Here is an 18931-nt window from a genome sequence, read left to right on the forward strand (position 1 = left end):
AGAGTGTTTTAATTTTCTTGCGCAAATTCGGCAGCTTTTGTTCCTGCTTGGCGTCCGAAGATGATGATATCGGCAACGGCATTACCGCCAATTCGGTTTTCACCATGCAACCCACCAGTTACTTCACCGGCTGCAAAAAGACCTGGAATGATCTCGTTATCCGTAGCGATCACTTCTGTGTTGGTGTTGATCTTCACGCCGCCCATCGTGTGGTGGATACCAGGAGCGATGGCAATGGCATAGTAAGGTCCTGTTGACAAATCGTTGTCCATTGCTGTGCTGCGTCCAAAGGCTTCGTCTTCACCAGCAGCTACACTGCTGTTCCACGTAGCGATCGTGTCAGCAAGCGCTGCTTCTGGCATGTCCAATTCTTTTGCTAATTCTTCGATCGTGTCAGCGGATTTGACTAACCCTTGTTGCTCGTAAAAATCAATGGCTGTCACGCGTTCTTTGACACCTGCATCAAAAACTAACGTTGCTGATTTTTCAGGTAGGGCAATGATCGCTTCAGAGACTTTGTCTCGTGTTTCCATTTCATTGAAGAACCGTTCGCCTTCTTGATTGACCAAGATCGCGCCTTCTCCACGGACAGCTTCAGTGATCAACAGTGATTTAGACTGATCCACTGTTGGGTGGATTTGGATTTGCTCTAAATCAACCGTTTGTCCACCTAATGCTTCGATCATTTTGATCCCATCACCAGTCGAACCCTCTTGGTTCGTTGTCACATAGTCTGCCAATTCTGGTTTGTATTCGGTGATCATGTCGAAATTGGCACCGAAACCGCCTGTTGTAACGACAACTGCTTTGGCATCAATGGTTTGTTCGGTTCCTTCCACTTCAACCGTCACCCCGTTGACTTGGCCATCTTCTTCATTGATTTCTTTGACATCGGCATTCACAAAAATTGGGATTTCCAATTCATGGATGTTGCGCATCAAGCCATCAACTAAGTATTCCCCAACAGCGGAACCATCCGATGGACGGTGCGTTCTTTTTTCACTCATCCCGCCAGTCGTTGTTAAGTTGTCTAAAGTGATACCCATGGAATCTAACCAATCGATCGCTTCTGCTGAATGATCCACAAAGTAGCGCAACAATTCTTCATCATTGGTGTTGTGACCGCCAGCTAATGTTTCTTCATAAAATAGATCGTTTGAATCTTCGATGCCTTCTGCTTCTTGGAATTTGGTTTCTGAAGCGTTCATTCCTGCTGAAGATTTCAATGTATTCCCACCAGAAATTGGCATTTTTTCTAAAATAACTGGGTTTGCGCCAGCTTCTTTTGCTTGGATCGCAGCGGCCATTCCAGCGCCACCTGCACCGACGATCACGACATCGTAGCTGTCTGCAAGTTCGCTAGGGTCTGTGTATTCTTGACCAGATGCAGCGGAAGTTGCATCTGTTTCTTCATTAGCAGATGAACCAGTACTTGAGCTGCTGCTTGTTTGTGAATCAGCGCCACAAGCACTCAAAGTTGCTAACGAGGTTAGGACTAATAGTGTTTGGAAAATTTTCTTCATTGTTTTTATTCCTCCTAAAACTTTTTCCAAATCAAAGACTAACATAGTTGTCATGTTATTTTTAGCTTTTGTTCGAAAAATCACATAATAATTAGAAAAGTTTAATTTATAAAGCGTTTTAGTCGAGGTGAAAGGGTTTCTTGGTCATCATAAAAAAGAGTGAATTCGTGAATTTATGGAAATAGAAGAATTATTGATTCTTTGATTTGTTTGGTATTAATCATGAAGGGAGAAAGTAAAGAGGCTTTGATTCGCCTCTCTTCTGTTATTGAAAAAACGTACGTCACTGAGGTGCCGAGGAATGATCTCTTTTATTAAGAATAAATCAAATGCTTTGCGCTCAAAAGATAGAAAGAAATTGATGGTATCCGTGTTTGTGGGCACCAATTTTTACTCAATAAATAAAGATAGAACCTTAGTTTTCAAGAGTCATTGCCAAGAAACTGTGGTGTTTCTTAAAAAAATCAAGAGAACTGTCTTGCAAAACAAATCCTTTCTAGTATAATAAAAATAAGTTAGGTCTACCTAAAAAATAAATAAACTATCCTTAACTATGGAAATGGAGTGAAAATAATGATTACTTTTTCAGAAATATCCGCAGCCTATGATGGCGATCATCAAGTGATCTCGGATTTGTCGTTTCAAGTAGAAAAACCGTCTATCGTAGGGATCATTGGTCCAAATGGGGCAGGGAAGTCGACGCTGATCAAAGCGGCGTTGAAATTGATCCCTTCCAGTGGGAACATGAGTGTCGACAAAAAAGCGTTAAAAGACTTTCAAAAGGAAATTGCCTATGTCGAACAAAAGACCGCGGTTGATTACACGTTTCCGATCACAGTCAAAGAAGTCGTATCTTTAGGCTTGTATCCTAAGATGCGCATGTTCCAAAGGATGTCGGCAAACGATTGGCAGAAAGTGACAGCCGCTCTGGCAGCGGTAGAAATGGAATCCTTTGCGGAACGTCAGATTGGGGAATTGTCCGGCGGGCAGTTTCAGCGGGTCTTGATTGCTCGAACGTTGGTGCAAGATGCCAACTATATTTTCCTCGATGAGCCCTTTGTAGGGATCGATGCCACCAGTGAAGCGATCATCGTCGGCCTGTTGCGTAACTTGCGAGATGCTGGCAAGACGATTTTTATCGTTCACCATGATCTGGGGAAAATCACCGAATACTTTGATTACTTGGTTCTGCTCAATCAAACCCTGATCGCTGCGGGACCAGTCAGTGAAGTCTTTACCGAGAGCAATTTGAAGCAAACATTTGGCGATGCGATCATCGTGAAAGGAGGCGTTTAACATGTTGACAAGCTTTTTTACGAGTTTAAGTAACTATCATTTCTTGCAAAATGCCTTGATCACGGCAGTCGCGATCGGGATCGTGGCAGGGGTGATCGGTTGTTTTATTATCTTGCGAGGGATGTCCTTGATGGGGGATGCAATCTCTCATGCGGTCTTACCAGGGGTAGCCTTGTCTTATATCTTCGGCGTTCATTTTTTTGTCGGGGCGATCTTCTTTGGGATCTTGGCTTCCATGATCATTACCTATATCGCCAATAACAGCCTAATCAAAAGCGATACGGCGATCGGTATCACCTTTAGTTCGTTTCTAGCTTTAGGGGTTATCTTGATTGGAGTAGCAAATAGTTCGACTGATTTGTTTCACATTTTGTTTGGGAATGTGCTAGCGGTGCAAGACAGCGACAAATGGCTGACGATCGCTATCGCTATCCTTGTGCTGGCAGTGATCATCCTCTTCTTCCGTCCACTGTTGATCACGTCTTTTGATCCGATGATGGCAAAGGCCTTTGGGATGAAAGTGCAAGCCTATCACTATTTATTGATGTTCTTGTTGACTTTGGTTTCAGTGACAGCGATGCAAAGCGTCGGAACGATCTTGATCGTGGCTCTGTTAGTCACTCCAGCAGCAACGGCTTATCTTTATACAAAACAATTGAAGCATATGATGGTCATCGCAGGGGTTTTAGGTGGTTTCGCCTCATTTATCGGCTTGTTTATCGGGTACAGCTTTAATATTGCCGCAGGATCAAGTATTGTTTTGACCGCAGGATCCTTTTTCGTGATCGGTTTCTTGTTCTCACCAAAACAAAAGACCAGTCCAGTCAAACGCTGGTCAGCGACGGCGGTTTTAGCAACGGCAGCTGTAGCTGGTGGCTTCTTTTTGGCACAGCAAAACGGACAGATGGCCCAAACAGAAGGGAAACTTTCAGTAGTAGCGACCAATTCGATCATTGCTGATATTACGGAAAACATTGCCGGTGATCGAATCGATCTTCACAGTATCGTACCAGTGGGGCGTGATCCCCATGAATATGAACCTTTAGTGGAAGATGTTCGAAAAGCGACCGATGCCGATCTTATCCTTTATAACGGCTTGAATCTAGAAACTGGCGGCAATGGCTGGTTTACCAAATTGATGAACAATGCCAATAAGGTAGAAAATGAAGATTACTTTGCCGTCAGTGATGGCGTGGATGTGCTTTATCTTTCTGATGATGAAGACCACAGCAAAGCCGATCCTCATGCATGGTTAAATCTAGAAAACGGTATGATCTATGCCCGCAACATTGCTCAACGCTTGAGCGAAAAGGACCCTGACAATCGCTCTTTCTATGAAGAAAACCTTGAACGCTACTTGGCTTCATTAGAAGAACTGGATCAGCAAGCGAAGGAAAACTTCCAATCGATTCCCGAAGAGAAGAAATTGATCGTCACCAGTGAGGGAGCCTTCAAATACTTCTCCAAAGCCTACGGTGTACCGTCTGCCTATATCTGGGAAATCAATACCGAAGAAGAAGGAACCCCTGCGCAAATCAAGAACTTAGTGGATCAGCTGCAAAACTCAGCCGTCGCTTCCTTATTTGTCGAAAGCAGCGTCAATACTCGTCCGATGCAAAGTGTTTCTCGTGATGCAGGTATTCCGATATTCGGAACCGTCTTTACCGATTCGATTGCAGAACCGGGAGAAGAAGGCGACAGCTACTATAACATGATGAAGTGGAATCTCGATACGATTTATCAAGGCTTGAATCAATAATGCAAAAAACATCCTTAGCTCGTTCTGGCTAAGGATGTTTTTTCGTCGTATTTTTGTGCTGGAGAAAAGCAAAGAGATAAAATCCGCAGCCCATCAAAGCAGCAAGAAAAGCGATGACAGGAAAGTACAACCCCTGACCGTATACATAGGCTGTATAAGCGAAGAAGGCGATCAAAAACCAAAGCGTTCCCGAGATGAGCATTTTTTGGTTCCTCCTAATTGTTAAAAAGTGTTTATTTAGTATATTTTAACACGGTAGACGCAAAAAGAAAATCAGCGAATCGAACGTTTGCTGAAACGAGTCGCTGATTTTTTCCCAATTGCACCGATGAACAGTTAAGAAACGTTCAATTGCTGTTGCGGTTCTAAATGGTAATAAAGGATCTCAGGTGGGACACCGAGTCGGGCGGGAATCTTGGTCATACCAACCCCGCTGGAAACACTTAATAAGGTCTCATTGCCTAAAAGGTAGAGCCCATCGGTATATTTCAACGCGCCCTTTGTTTTCGCGTAATAAAAAGGCAAGCGAATCTGCCCGCCATGGCTATGGCCAGAAAGAATCAAGTCGTAGTTTGGCAGATTGGTGATCCGAGAAACATAATCGGGTTCATGGAGCAAAAGCAGCTGCCACTCTGCTAAGGTTGCTTCATAGGTAAAACTGACTTTCGGACTTTCTATATCGATACCGACAATATTCATCGACGTCTTGTCATCAGAACCAAAAACCGACTCATTATCAAGTAAGGTAAACCCTGCATGCTGGTATATTTCCTTAACAAAGTAATGCCCGTCATTCAAATGGTCATGGTTCCCCATAACTGCGATCTTACCCAGAGGCGCTTGCAATTTTTTCAGCTTTTCGATCAGTCGCTTGGTTGAACGATGCGGCCATTTTTTATAATTATCGATCAGATCCCCCGTAATGATGATCAGATCCGGCTTGTTTTGGATCGTTGATCGAATGATGCGATTCATTCGCCGTGGTTTGTACCAACGAGAAAAATGAAGGTCGCTGATATGGGCGATCACGAGATTGCTTTCTGCTTGATAAAGATCGTAAGCCTTTGAAATATCTAAGACGGTGCGCTTGTCTTTTTTTATGAGGTAGTGCCGTTGTTTGAGAAGATGCGGTTCAATAATAAAGGAGTAAACTAGCAAGCCCGTAAGGAGGAATGCAATAAGAATGAGGGTGTACATGGCGTGGCTCCTTTTTTGATTTGCTAGTTTCTAGCATAGTAGATTCTTACAAAAAAAGCAATCATGCGAAAGCAAAAATAACAAAAAATATCCATCGTATTTCGTTTGTTTCTTCCATGAAAAAAAGATACAAAAGGGGCTGTAATAGCCGACTTTTGTATCCTAGATCGTAATTATTTGATTTTCACCAAACGTTTAAAGCGTGCTTTGTGTTTGACGGGGATCAAAGCCATGACACAATCATAAGGGACGGAGATGATCGCCCATGCGAGACTTTTACTTGAAGCAAAGGGATAGTTTTGCTTTAAGACAAAATGGCCACTGATCAAGGCAAAACCGATACTGCCGACCCACAGCCATTGCGGGTCCCAATTCGTAAAGTGTTGGAGGGCTGTGATGACAAAGGGATAACCGTAAAAGTACAATGCAGTCAAAACGAAAGTGACGTTTTTGGTTAATTGACGCAGGGTCAGTAAGAAAAATAAGCCAGAAAGAACGATACCCAATGGCGGGAACAGACTAACTAAGAAGGAATACACGATGCCCCATACGATCATGCCAGGTCCTTTGACGAGAGCGGCTAAGACAAAGACAAAAAGTAGGAATAAGAGCTGTTGCGAAAAACTTGCTGCTGTCAAAAGTCCGAAGAAACCAACCAATAGCCAGTGAGAAAAAGTCGCTGTTTGATTCTTTTGTGGTGTCTGTTCCTGCAATTTTAGCCAGGTAGCAAAATTCGGGAAATCATGCTGGAAATTTCTCTGAAAATCGCTGTTGAATGCTTGATGGGCATTTTGCTGCCGATAGTAATGATATTGATGTTTTAACGTGCCTTTCGTTGCTGCTTTTTGGCCAGAAAAAAAGCGGCCGGGATCAATTTTTGATCGTTCCATATTTCCACCTCCATACGATTTCGTTACCCTCAGTATAGAGAAAATCAGCTTCGGCGTCCTCCAACTTTGGGCGGATTTTTTTTGCTTGCTGAAAGTTTTCTTAAACTGCTGAAAAAAGCGAAGAGGATTCGTTTCTTAAACCGTCAAAATATGCTAGAGTATAGAAGGACTAAGGAGGAGATTTCATGATTTTTGATTCTCATACACATTTGAATGCAGAACAGTTTAACGAAGACATTCCCGAAACGGTCGCCCGTGCGCAAGAACTAGGAGTAACGGAGATGGCGGTCGTCGGTTTCGATCAGCCAACGATTGAAAAATCGTTAGCATTAAGCAAAGAATATCCTGGTATTTACAGTATTATCGGTTGGCATCCAACCGAAGCTGGTTCTTATACCCCACAAGTGGAAACCTATTTGCAAGAGCGCTTGGAACGACCAAAAGTCGTTGCCCTAGGTGAAATTGGTTTAGACTATCACTGGATGGAAGATCCGAAGGAAGTTCAAGAAAAGGTCTTTCGTCGGCAAATGGCGATCGCCCGTGAACATCAACTGCCTATCAGTATTCATACCCGTGAAGCCTTAGAAGATACCTATGCGATTTTAAAGGATGAAAAAGTCCAAACGATCGGCGGCATCATGCACAGCTTTAGTGGGGACGGCGAATGGGCGAAAAAGTTCTTGGACCTAGGAATGTATATTTCCTTTAGTGGTGTCGTGACCTTCAAAAAGGCGACGGAGGTACAAGAAGCTGCGCAAGTCGTGCCACAAGATCGGCTACTTGTTGAGACTGACGCGCCGTATTTAGCCCCTGTTCCTTATCGCGGCAAGCGCAATGAACCGGGCTATACTCACTATGTAGTGAATAAAATCGCGGAGCTGCGGCAAGAAGCGGTTGCTGATGTTGCGGCCTACACGAAAAAAAATGCCCATCGCTTGTTTAGGATCAATGACTGATAAACCGAAAATCGAAGAAATCATTGTCGTCGAAGGCAAAGACGACACCCGCCGATTGCAAGAAGTGTTCGATGTAGATACCATCGAGACGATCGGTTCGGCGATCGATGACACGATCCTTGATCAAATCGAGCACGCCCAAGAGACACGAGGGGTCATCGTGTTTACCGATCCCGATTTTTCGGGAGAAAAGATCCGCAAAATCATTATGGAAGTCGTTCCTGATGCCAAGCATGCCTTTTTACCGCGCAGTCAGGCAGCACCGAAAAGCAAGGGCAGTTTAGGCGTGGAACACGCCAGCGATGAAGCGTTGAAAGAAGCCTTGCGAAAAGTCGTAACCCCGATTGCTTCAAATGAAGTCAGTGAAGGGACCATTGATCGGCAACAGTTGTTAGCGTATGGCTTGATCGCAGGGGCTGGAGCGAAAGAGAAACGAGAGCGGCTAGGAGATCTTTTACGCATCGGCTATACGAACGGCAAACAATTAGAGAAGCGGCTGGCAATGTTTCGTATCACCGACGCAGAGTTGGCAGAAGCAATGAAAACAGTGGAGGAAGAATTGTGAAGGAAGAACGGGATATAGCAACCCCCTCAAGAACCAAAGAGATTTTAGCGAAACATGGCTTTACCTTTAAAAAAAGTTTAGGACAAAACTTCTTAACAGAACCGAATATTTTACGGAAAATCGTAGAAACTGCAGGCATTGACGAGACGACAAACGTCATCGAGGTTGGTCCTGGAATTGGTGCGCTGACCGAACAGTTGGCAAAACACGCCAAGCAAGTGTTGGCGTTTGAAATCGATGATCGGTTGATCCCTGTATTAGCTGATACGATGCAGCCTTACGCAAACGTAAAGATCATTCATCAAGATGTCTTGCAAGCAGACCTATCAACGACCATTCGGTCAGAATTCAGCGATACGGCTGCTTCATTAAAAGTTGTCGCAAATTTGCCCTACTACATCACTACGCCAATTATGATGCACTTTTTAGAGTCTCAGGTAAAAGTAGATGAAATGGTCGTTATGATGCAAAAAGAAGTGGCTGATCGAATCTCAGCAGTTCCTGGGACTAAAGCCTATGGCTCGTTGTCGATCGCTGTGCAATACTACATGGAAGCAAAGCTGGCATTCATCGTCCCGAAAACCGTTTTTGTGCCCCAACCGAATGTTGATTCGGCTATTTTGAAATTGACGCGTCGATCACAACCAGCAGTCGCAGTTACCGATGAAAAAGAGTTTTTCAAATTAACGAAAGCAGCCTTTCAGCTGCGTCGTAAAACCCTTTGGAACAATTTGCAAAATAGCTATGGAAAAGATGAAACAACCAAACAGTGGTTGGCAGACAGCTTAGAAGCAAGTGGGATCGATCCGAAACGACGTGGAGAAACGCTGTCGTTAGCGGAATTTGCCAAATTAAGCAATGAAATGCAAGCGCGTAAAGGATAACTTCAATAAAAACGGATGTTGAATAAACATTCGTTTTTTTTGTGTCTTGACACCTCGTGGAAATACCAGTAGAATAAGCAAGACAGAACTGTCATGACACATTGAAGGAGAGAGTATAAATGAAAAATCATTCCATCCGCCATTTAACGATCGCTGCATTGTTAATCGGCATGGGGATCGTCATTCCCATGGTAATGCCCAAAATCGTCATCGGACCTGCATCTTTTACCTTAGCTAGCCATGTGCCCGTCTTTGTGGCGATGTTCTTTTCACCAGCGATGGCGATCGCGGTAGCTTTAGGAACGACCTTTGGCTTTTTCTTAACACTGCCACCAATCATTGCTTTACGGGCATTGTCCCATGTTGTTTTTGCCGTCATCGGTGCCTTTTATTTACAGAAGCACCCAGATATTTTACTGAAAAATGGCAAACCCTCTTTATTGAATATCAAATTTCAGAGCTTTAACTTGATTATCGGACTGATCCATTCTGCCGTAGAAATGGCAGTCGTTGCCGCCTTTTACTTCACAGGAAATGTACCAGGGACCGCATTCGATGGTAATTTCTACTATTTCTTGTTCGTTTTGATGGGGATCGGCGGTTTGATCCATAGCTTGATCGATTTCAATTTGGCTTATTTTGTTGCAGGTGCCTTAAGCAAACAATTTGATATTCGTTCGTTTTCGAAAGCAAAAGGACGCTTTATTCAGAAACAGAAGGAAGCGGCATAAGCGCCAGTTTGAATAGACCCGCTGCCTAAACGGGTCTATTTTTTTGTGTTTAGATTAAGAAAATACTCCTTCCTAAAAAGTTTATTATAGTGAAATAATAAACAGAAATAAGTTATAATATACAAGAGGAGGAAGTAGATGAAGAAGAAAAAGTTAAAACGGTTACTTTTAGGTATGTTCGTCTTGATGCTCTTCTTTCTGCTGATTTTTTATGACAGTAAGAACGGGCAGTCCCCCTTTGAAAAGATAGAGGATGAATTGACACTAGCACTTTCGGATGAAGAACAAACACCAGAGCCTGAATACAGTGAGGTTATTCAATTAGATGTTCCGTTAGAAAATCAATTCGATGAAGTTGCGTTAGGGAATGGCTGTGAAGTAACAGCTTTATCGATGCTCTTGAATTTTTACGGATTTGATACCAATAAAAATCAATTGGCAGAAGAATTAGCCTATGTCCCGCTTTATGAAGATTACGATCACCATGGAGATCCACGAGAAGGTTTTGTTGGAAACATTTATGGCGGCGATAGCGCGATGGGTGTTGACGTTGAGCCGATCACCGATGTTGCCGAAAGAATTGTGAAAGAGCAATATGAAGTCGTTAGTGGACGAGACAAAAGCTTTGATGAGATCGTCAAAGTATTGCAATCTGGGAAACCAGTTTGGATGATTGCTACGTTAGAATTACAAGTACCTGCTGATACGGATTTCTTTGAATGGGAGACCAAAAGTGGGCAAATCCTTGTGACGGCATTGATCCATTCGGTGGTGATCACCGGCATTGATGGTGATATGATGTATGTCAACGACCCTTATGGATATAAGGATCGTGAAGTCAGCAAAGAAGACTTAGCAACGATTTATGAAAAAATGGGGCAACAATATTTATATTTAGAAGAACTATAAGAAAAAAATAAACTTGCCGTTGACAGTAAATGAAAAAACAATTATAATTTTTTAAAATTAAACAAAGATTTCGATAACGTTGAAGAGAAGAGTAGCAGATCAACAAAGGTACAGAGACTCCGGTTGGTGAAAAAGGAGACATGCGGTGATCAGTGAAGATGAGCTCTGAGTTTTTTTGTTGGTTCACGCCAGCAAAACGGCATGCGCCCGTTACAGCGCCAAGTATCATAGTGTACTGTTGAGGTGTTATTTGTGAGAATAGCACGAATTAGGGTGGTAACGCGCATCAAGTCGTCCCTTTTATCCGTAAGGATAAAAGGGCGGCTTTTTTTGTTTTTCTCAGCCGAAACTGTTCGCCTTCTTTTCAACAAGAAATTTATCTGTAAGGAGTTGAAGCAATGCCGATCATTATTCCCAAAGAACTACCCGCTGCAGCGGTTCTCCAAAAAGAAAATGTCTTTGCCTTACTGCAGCATAAAGCGGCGAAACAAGAGATTCGTCCCTTGAAGATCGCGATTGTCAATTTAATGCCGAAAAAGATCGCCACAGAAAATCAATTGCTGCGCCTGCTTTCTCAAAGTCCGCTGCAAATTGAAGTAACTTTACTGAAAATGAAGTACCACGAAAGTAAAAACACGTCTGTCGATCACATGGAAAAGTTCTATCAAGAATTCTCAGTGATCCAGTCCCAACGATTCGACGGCTTGATCATCACTGGTGCCCCTGTTGAAAAAATGGCCTTTGAAGCCATTGATTATTGGCAAGAACTGCAAGAGATCATGGATTGGAGCCAGACGAATTGCACTTCAGTCCTGCATATTTGTTGGGGTGCACAAGCAGGTCTTTATTACCATTATGGTATCGACAAAGTGTTGTACCCAAGCAAGTTGTTCGGTGTCTTCGAACAAGCAGTCACGCATTTTCATCCGCTCGTTCGCGGTTTTGACGACGTTTTTTATACGCCTCATTCGCGCTATACTGGCATCGATGAGGGCCAGCTCGCCCAAGCGCCTTTAGAAATCTTGGCAGCGGGTGTTGAAACAGGGCCTTCCATCTTCGTATCAGAAGATCATAAAAATGCCTTCTTGCTAGGGCATTTTGAATACCACACAACGACCTTGAATGAAGAGTACTTGCGAGACATGGAACGGGGCTTAGCTACCGCATTGCCCAAAAATTACTTTGCCTATGACCGTTTAGGCGGAAAAATTACCAACCGTTGGCGGGGACATGCCTCTTTGTTTTTCAGCAATTGGATCAATGAAACCTACTTGCGAACGCCGTATGACCTGTCCGTCACGCCGACGAAAGAAGGTTACCGAATTGGCAGTGAGCCAGAAGGTCGGGTGAGTATCAATGACGATTGAGCATTTTCTCTCCCACTATGCTAGACAGCGAAAAGGCACTGATTCTTTAAAATGGGATCTTGTGGATCAACGGTTCCAAGGAGAAAAGCTTTTGCCTTTATGGGTAGCTGATATGGATTTTGCTGCGCCAAAGGCAGTGGAAGAAGCCTTGCAGCAACTGGTTGCTCAAGGAACCTTTGGCTATGCGATTCCCCCCTCAGGCTATTTTTTAGCCTATCAAGCTTGGCAAGATCGCCACTGGGGGACGAAATTCGAGGAAAAATGGCTCTCGTTTTCCACAGGGGTCGTCCAATCTTTGGTTGATTTGCTTCATTGTTTCACAGAACCAGACGATGGCATCTTGATCCAGCCGCCCGTCTATTATCCCTTTTTTGACAGCATCAAAGAGACGAAAAGGCGCTTGATAGAAGCACCCTTGCAAAAGGTAGGGAATTTTTATCAAATCGATTTTGCTACTTTTGAAGCCAAAATCATTGAAGAAAAAGTGAAACTATTTATTCTCTGCTCCCCCCACAATCCAGTAGGGCGGGTCTGGCAAGAGAAAGAACTGCATCAATTATTGGCCATTTGCCAAAAACATGAGGTTGTCGTGATCGCCGACGAGATCCATCGTGAGCTGATACTCGGTGAGCAGCAATTTGTTTCAGCCGTGACAGTGGCACAGGGGGTCGGCTTTGAGAAGCTGATCGTTCTGGATTCGCCCTCAAAAACTTTCAACTTAGCAGGATTATTGCTCTCTCATGTTTGGATTCCTGATTTAGAGATGCGCAGAGCCTATGAGGAGTGGTGCCGACAATACAAGCAGACGGAAGTCAATCGTTTGGGATTGGTGGCTGCGAAAGCCGCGTATGAATCGGGGGATCAATGGCTAGCGGACCTGCTTTTGGTGATTGCTGCCAATGAACAAATGGTCCGCCAGTAACTGCAAGAAGCATTTCCCAAAATTGAGCTCCTGCCATTAGAAGGAACCTATCTTCTCTGGGTCGATCTGCGGCAAGTCATTGCCAAAGAACGAACCAAGCACGTGATCCAAGATACTGCCGGTCTGGCAGTCGACTATGGGGAATGGTTTTCTCAAGACGGTCAGGGCTTGATTCGTCTGAATCTTGCGACAACACCGACGATCATTCAAGAAGCCCTTGATCGCATGATCGAGGCAATCAAAAAGGAGGAACGACATGACGATTGATACAGCAACTTTTCTGGCACAATTAGGCAATCATTCGGATCAGCAAACTGGGGCGATCAGCCCACCGATCTATCTTTCCACGACCTTTGCTCATCCCGAGTTAGGGCAAAGTACAGGCTATGATTATACCCGTACCAAAAACCCGACCCGTGATATCTTAGAAGCAGGTCTTGCTGAATTAGAAAAAGGAGCTCGGGCAGTAGTGACCAGCTCTGGCATGAGTGCGATCGCTTTGATTTTTGACTTATTTACCAGCGGGAGTCGCTTTTTGGTTTCTCGTGATTTGTATGGCGGTAGCTTTCGCTATTTTGCGGAATTGGAAAAAATCCAACGGGCATTCTTCGATACCTTCAGCACTGTAACAGAATTAAGTGAAAAACTAACTGACGAGGTAACGGCTGTCTTTTTAGAGACCCCAACGAATCCTTTGATGACCGTGACGGATATTGCTGAAACCGCCAAACTTGCTCACGACCATGGGGCGCTACTGATCGTAGATAATACCTTTTTGACGCCGTTACGGCAGTTGCCCTTAGAAGAAGGCGCGGATCTAGTGATCCATTCAGGCACCAAGTTCTTATCAGGTCACAATGATATTTTGGCTGGCGTCGTCATCGCCAAAGATGCGCAAGTAGGGGAGCGCTTGAATTATTTAGCCAATACTTCGGGCCCGACCTTGAGCAGCTTTGATACATGGTTATTTATCCGAAGCTTAAAGACGCTGCCGTTGCGCTTTGAACGACAGGAAGCCAACGCCAAGGAAGTCGGCCGCTTTTTACGAGCCCATCCGGCGGTCAAAGAGGTGCTGTACCCAAATGCAGGGGCGATGATCAGTATTCGGGTGCTTGATGAAACCAAAATCAGCAGTTTTTTAGCGGCATTAAAGGTCTTTACCTTCGCGGAAAGCCTGGGTGGTGTGGAAAGTCTCATCACGTATCCAACGACACAGACCCACGCAGATATTCCTCAAGAGGTACGAGAATCTTATGGATTGACGCCGGATCTTTTACGGATCTCCATTGGGATCGAAAGTAGTAAAGATTTGATCGATGACTTAGAAAATGCACTGAAGATATTCAAATAACCCGACCACAGATCAGCTAGTGAAAAACTTACTTTTGTAGAGTAATTTTATTGACAGTTTTAGTTGTATAGGATAAAGTTACACTACATATGAATAGTGAGTCCGATGTTTTCGGTTGACGGCAACAGGGATTAACCATTTCTCCTTTGAAAAAGTAGGTTGTTTTGAGAAACAGAGGGGAAATTGGTCTAGTTGGGCCATTCGACAAGGAAATAGGACGATTGATCTGAGGAGGGAACAAAAGGGGAAAAAAGGGATGAAAAGAAATGTAGTAAATGTGTTGACGACAGGAGTGATTGGGCTGTTTGCCTTGTTTAGCTTGGCTGCCTGTGGCACCAACCAAGCGGATGAAGAAACGACCGTCGTCAAATTAGGTGTCGTTGGCGAACAAAATGAAGCTTGGGAACATGTGCAGGAAGAATTGAAGGAAAACGAAAATATCGACTTGCAACTGGTGAAGTTCACCGATTATCGCCAACCAATCGTCGCACTAGAGGATGGGTCAATCGATCTTCACGCAGCATTGACGGAAATTTTTATGGATAATGTCAACGAAGAAAGTGGTTATTCCAACACGACGATTGCGTATACGACATTAAACCCACTTGGTATTTATTCCGATAAAATCACTGATGTCAGCGAATTGGCAGATGGTGCTACGGTGGCTTTACCCAATGATGTGTCAAATGAAAGCCGCGCACTATTACTCTTACAAACGGCCGGTTTGATCACTTTGGATGAATCAAAAGGGTTACTGCCAACAACGAGTGATGTCACTGAGAATCCCAAAGCCTTGAAATTTGAGCTGCTTGATTCCAATCAAACGGCTCGGGCAATGACCGATGTCGACATCTCTTTGATCAACAACGGCATGGCAGTCGATGCTGGCTTGGTTCCTACAGAAGATGCGATTTTCTTAGAACCTGTGGCTGACTCCTCCACGCCCTATTATAATGTCATTGCTGCGCGAGCAGACGAAGCAGAAAATGATGTGTACCAAACGGTCGTAGCGTATTACCAGACCGATGAAGTAAAAGCAATTATTGACGAAGTTACCAAGAAATCAAGTATCCCTGTTTGGGAATAAAAAGCAAAAAATCTACTATAATTATATAGGAACAGGAAGTAGGATGGAAAAATGATCAATTGGAAAAAAGGTTTAGCAAGTGTTGCCGTCGTCGGACTAGGATTCGTTCTAGCAGCCTGCGGTGGATCAAATACAGAGGAAACGGCAACCAGTAGTGCAGCTGGTACTGGCGATGATGCAACATTCACTTATGCCATCAGCGGGGACCCATCGTCCACCAACCCGATCAACACCAGTGATCGCTGGGGCTTGACAGTGACAAACATGATCTATTCTCCACTCGTTACAGTGGAAGCAGATGGAACGACGAAAAATGCGTTAGCGGAATCAGTGGAACCGGCGGAAGACGGCCTTTCATTGACCGTGCATTTGAAACAAGATGTCAAATGGTCAGATGGCGAAGATTTTACTGCCGATGACGTTGTTTTCACGTATGAACAAAAAGTCAAAAAAGAAAATGGCAATGCCGATTCGCTTTGGGTCGACGACCAGCCGATCGCGATCGAAAAAGTGGATGAATACACCGTGAAATTTGTGTTGCCAACACCGAGTGCAGCAGCAATCAGCAATATCGCAACCGAAACATACATCATTCCAGAGCACATCTTTAAAGATGTTAGCGACTTTTCGGTCAGTGAACTGCCTGAAAAACCAGTTGGTACGGGTCCATATCAATTGAAAGAATACAAACGTGGTGAGTACTTTACTTTTGAAGCCAATGAAAACTATTATGGCGGCAAGCCTTCGATTCAAAACGTGACCTTGCGGATCATTGAAAGTACTGATACGGCCAAAGTTGCTTTGCAAAAAGGGGAAGTTGACGCAGCCGTTGTTTTGCCTTCAGATATTGAAGACTTAGATGATACGCAAATTTCTGTTTATCCCTATACAGAAAACCGCATCGGATACTTAGGCTTAAATACTCATTCAGATGCATTACAAGATGTGAAGGTTCGTCAAGCAGTCTTGTATGCTTTGAACAAAGATGAATTAAATCAAGCAGCGTATTTAGATGAAGACTATTATGCAACACCGTATTCATTCTTACCACCGAACAATCCATACGTTACCGAAGATGTCGAGAAATATGAAACAAATGCTGAAAAAGCAAAAGAGCTTTTACAAGAAGCAGGTGTCACTGATTTGTCATTGAACTTGGCCTTCAACTCAACTGACCCAGCTCAAACGATCCAAGCTACGTTGATCCAACAACAATTGCAACAAGCAGGCATTACAGTTACCCTTGAAGGGGGCGATGGTACTGCGATCTTCACTGAGTTGAAAAAACCTGATTCAACGAAATACAACCTGTTCCTTGGCGGGTATATCATGGGGAATGACCCTGACTTATACGGCAGTTTATTCGAAACTGGCGGCAGTGCCAACTACTTCCAAAGCAATAGCGAAACCATTGACAATTTGTTTGCGCAAGCAGCAGTTGAATTGGACACAGACAAGCGTGAAGCATTGTACGATGATCTGCAAAAAGCCATTGCTGACGAAGCGATCATTTACCCAATCGTTGACAACAAGAAAATCTTAGCGGTCAATAACCGAATTGGTAATGTAGAAGATGCAGGCTTGATCCCAATCTATACATTCGAAGATATGTCTAAATTGACAATCAAGTAAATCCATTGGCTGTGATAAAGAGGAATCTTTTTTATCACAGCTTTTTTCTATGAAAAAGAAAGAAGGTCAATTATGTTTCGATATATTGCAAAACGAGTATTGCAAGCAATCCCTTTGCTATTTGTGATCTCTTTTATCGTATTTTCACTAATACATATCGCCCCGTATGATGTGATCGATTCCATCACGACACCGAATATGTCACAAGAGCAAATCGATCTGTTGCGGCAGCGCTATGGCTTGGATCAACCCTTTTTGGTTCAATATTTTCTTTGGATCAGAAATGTTCTTACTGGTAATCTTGGCTTTTCGTTGGTTTCTCAAAGCAGCATTTCACAAGAACTTGCGACTCGGATCCCGAATACGATGCGGCTAGTGATCCCTGCATATTTGACCGCTTTATTGCTGGCGATCATTTTGGGTCTGTTAGCGGCTGCCAACAAAGGAAAGATTTGGGATCGGATCATTGACGCTGTGGCATCTCTAGGGATCGCCGTGCCGACCTTCTGGTTTGCGATGATCTTGATTTATGTATTTGGTTACTTATTGAATATGTTCCCAATCATTGGCATGTATACAGTCGGCAAAGAAGGGGATTTTGGCGATTTTCTGCAGCACTTTATTTTGCCTTATATCACATTGACTGTCGCCTTCTTCCCAGATTTGACAAGGTATATTCGGGCATCAGCGACTCAGCAAGTATCAGAAGACTACGTGATGGTGCAACGGGCATTCCACGCCAGCAAATGGCAAATCTTCAGTCGTCACATCAGTCGCAATATTTTGATTCCCGTTGTCACCCAAATCGGCTTGGCGTTACCGATGTTAGTTACCGGTGCGATCATTACAGAAACGATCTACGGCTGGCCGGGCGTCGGACCTTACTTGATGAGTGCAACGAAAAGCCTCGATTATCCTGTGATCATGGCGATCATGCTGCTGTCAGCAACACTGGTCATCTTAGGGAATTTGTTAGCGGATGTATTATATTCCGTGGTTGATCCACGTATCCGTAAAGGAGGGAGCAAGTAATGAAACGTTTCAAAAAAATCAGTGAAGTCATGCTTGCTTCGCCCATCTATACTTTTTCTGTCGTTTTCTTGACGTTATTGATCGTGTTATCGCTCGTTGCGCCTTTGATCCCGATCGATCCCAATGCAACGGATGTCAGCAACATGTCACAGCCACCGAGCTGGGCTCATTTGTTTGGGACTGATGAAGTGGGGCGGGATTACTTTATTCGGGTCGTCTACGGCGGTCGGGTGTCCTTGTTTGTAGGTGTGTTGGCAATGATCACTGCGACGTTTATCGGGACCCTTGTCGGTCTTGTTTCTGGCTACTTTGGCGGATGGATCGATAACTTGCTGATGCGGCTCGTCGATGTGTTGTCATCAATTCCTTGGCTGGTGTTAGTGATCGTTTTGAGCGTCTTTTTACGTCCTGGACTAACCACGATCATTATTGTGATCGGCGGGTTTTCATGGATGAACATCGCTCGTTTGATTCGTGGTGAAACGTTAGCAGCGAAAGAACGGGAGTATGTTGCTTACGGGAAATTTATCGGTCGTTCTTCATTCAGTATTATCGTGAAGCATGTTTTCCCCGCAGTACTGCCAACCTTGATCGTTGCGGCATCCGCAAGTATTTCTGGGGCGATCATGACCGAATCGGCTTTGAGTTTTCTAGGCTTAGGCATTCAGCAACCGATGGCTTCGTGGGGCAGTCTTTTGCAAAACGCGCAAAACAGCTTACAGCGGGCACCATACATGGCGATCCTTCCCGGGCTTTTTGTTATTTTCACCATCTATTCCTTTAACAATATCGGCGACATGATCAAACATGTCTTGCAAAGAGAGGTGTGA

The 18931-nt window shown here is 44.0% G+C and carries 17 protein-coding genes and 1 pseudogene; 14 read left to right on the plus strand and 4 right to left on the minus strand.

The window, feature by feature from the left end; all coding sequences use genetic code 11:
• Positions 1-8 precede the first annotated feature (8 nt).
• Complete coding sequence (locus IGI71_RS05225) at positions 9-1523, minus strand: flavocytochrome c (protein WP_034857667.1); 1515 nt, start codon at positions 1521-1523, stop codon at positions 9-11.
• 573 nt (positions 1524-2096) lie between these two features.
• On the opposite strand from IGI71_RS05225, the gene IGI71_RS05230 reads away from it, so the two are divergent.
• Positions 2097-2819 carry a metal ABC transporter ATP-binding protein gene (locus IGI71_RS05230; RefSeq protein WP_060791832.1) on the plus strand — a complete coding sequence of 241 codons (723 nt, stop codon included), beginning with the start codon at positions 2097-2099 and terminating at the stop codon, positions 2817-2819.
• 1 nt (position 2820) lies between these two features.
• The gene (locus IGI71_RS05235) at positions 2821-4578 is read left to right on the plus strand and encodes a metal ABC transporter permease subunit (protein WP_194186035.1); all 1758 of its coding nucleotides are present in this window, start codon (positions 2821-2823) and stop codon (positions 4576-4578) included.
• A gap of 28 nt (positions 4579-4606) precedes the next feature.
• Here the strand turns inward: IGI71_RS05235 and IGI71_RS05240 are convergent, their stop codons facing one another.
• The 3 genes from IGI71_RS05240 to IGI71_RS05250 form a co-directional block, all read right to left on the minus strand.
• Complete coding sequence (locus IGI71_RS05240; RefSeq protein ID WP_010747796.1) at positions 4607-4780, minus strand: hypothetical protein; 174 nt, start codon at positions 4778-4780, stop codon at positions 4607-4609.
• 134 nt (positions 4781-4914) lie between these two features.
• Complete coding sequence (locus IGI71_RS05245; protein WP_015509322.1) at positions 4915-5775, minus strand: metallophosphoesterase; 861 nt, start codon at positions 5773-5775, stop codon at positions 4915-4917.
• A 173-nt stretch (positions 5776-5948) separates the two neighbouring features.
• Complete coding sequence (locus IGI71_RS05250; RefSeq protein ID WP_194186034.1) at positions 5949-6665, minus strand: hypothetical protein; 717 nt, start codon at positions 6663-6665, stop codon at positions 5949-5951.
• 185 nt (positions 6666-6850) lie between these two features.
• Here IGI71_RS05250 and IGI71_RS05255 point away from each other — a divergent pair, with 185 nt between their 5' ends.
• From IGI71_RS05255 to IGI71_RS05310, 12 genes and pseudogenes are all read left to right on the plus strand, one after another.
• Positions 6851-7621 carry a TatD family hydrolase gene (locus IGI71_RS05255; protein WP_194186033.1) on the plus strand — a complete coding sequence of 257 codons (771 nt, stop codon included), beginning with the start codon at positions 6851-6853 and terminating at the stop codon, positions 7619-7621.
• Complete coding sequence (gene rnmV, locus IGI71_RS05260) at positions 7614-8186, plus strand: ribonuclease M5 (RefSeq protein WP_430616346.1); 573 nt, start codon at positions 7614-7616, stop codon at positions 8184-8186. The genes IGI71_RS05255 and rnmV overlap by 8 nt, the downstream gene beginning before the upstream one ends.
• The gene (gene rsmA / locus IGI71_RS05265) at positions 8183-9070 is read left to right on the plus strand and encodes a 16S rRNA (adenine(1518)-N(6)/adenine(1519)-N(6))-dimethyltransferase RsmA (protein WP_086294887.1); all 888 of its coding nucleotides are present in this window, start codon (positions 8183-8185) and stop codon (positions 9068-9070) included. The genes rnmV and rsmA overlap by 4 nt, the downstream gene beginning before the upstream one ends.
• Positions 9071-9189: 119 nt before the next feature.
• Positions 9190-9801 carry a hypothetical protein gene (locus tag IGI71_RS05270; RefSeq protein WP_034857664.1) on the plus strand — a complete coding sequence of 204 codons (612 nt, stop codon included), beginning with the start codon at positions 9190-9192 and terminating at the stop codon, positions 9799-9801.
• A 138-nt stretch (positions 9802-9939) separates the two neighbouring features.
• A complete protein-coding gene (locus IGI71_RS05275; protein ID WP_194186030.1) occupies positions 9940-10710 on the plus strand; it encodes a C39 family peptidase in 771 nt (256 codons plus the stop codon).
• Between the two features lie 398 nt (positions 10711-11108).
• Positions 11109-12077, plus strand: a complete 969-nt coding sequence (locus IGI71_RS05280; RefSeq protein ID WP_010747802.1) for a homoserine O-succinyltransferase — start codon at positions 11109-11111, stop codon at positions 12075-12077.
• Positions 12067-13266: pseudogene (locus IGI71_RS05285) on the plus strand (MalY/PatB family protein). The gene IGI71_RS05280 and the pseudogene IGI71_RS05285 overlap by 11 nt, the downstream one beginning before the upstream one ends.
• Complete coding sequence (locus IGI71_RS05290; RefSeq protein WP_194186028.1) at positions 13256-14350, plus strand: aminotransferase class I/II-fold pyridoxal phosphate-dependent enzyme; 1095 nt, start codon at positions 13256-13258, stop codon at positions 14348-14350. Before IGI71_RS05285 ends, IGI71_RS05290 begins: the two are co-directional and overlap by 11 nt.
• Before the next feature lie 256 nt (positions 14351-14606).
• Positions 14607-15437 carry a MetQ/NlpA family ABC transporter substrate-binding protein gene (locus IGI71_RS05295; RefSeq protein WP_015509329.1) on the plus strand — a complete coding sequence of 277 codons (831 nt, stop codon included), beginning with the start codon at positions 14607-14609 and terminating at the stop codon, positions 15435-15437.
• A gap of 51 nt (positions 15438-15488) precedes the next feature.
• Positions 15489-17069, plus strand: a complete 1581-nt coding sequence (locus IGI71_RS05300) for an ABC transporter substrate-binding protein (protein ID WP_121261888.1) — start codon at positions 15489-15491, stop codon at positions 17067-17069.
• A gap of 72 nt (positions 17070-17141) precedes the next feature.
• Complete coding sequence (locus IGI71_RS05305) at positions 17142-18101, plus strand: ABC transporter permease (protein ID WP_002307597.1); 960 nt, start codon at positions 17142-17144, stop codon at positions 18099-18101.
• Positions 18101-18931: an ABC transporter permease gene (locus IGI71_RS05310; protein WP_010747808.1), complete on the plus strand. Its 831-nt coding sequence runs from the start codon at positions 18101-18103 to the stop codon at positions 18929-18931. The genes IGI71_RS05305 and IGI71_RS05310 overlap by 1 nt, the downstream gene beginning before the upstream one ends.

The sequence above is a fragment of the Enterococcus sp. DIV1279b genome (assembly GCF_050531515.1).
Classification (GTDB): domain Bacteria; phylum Bacillota; class Bacilli; order Lactobacillales; family Enterococcaceae; genus Enterococcus_D; species Enterococcus_D casseliflavus.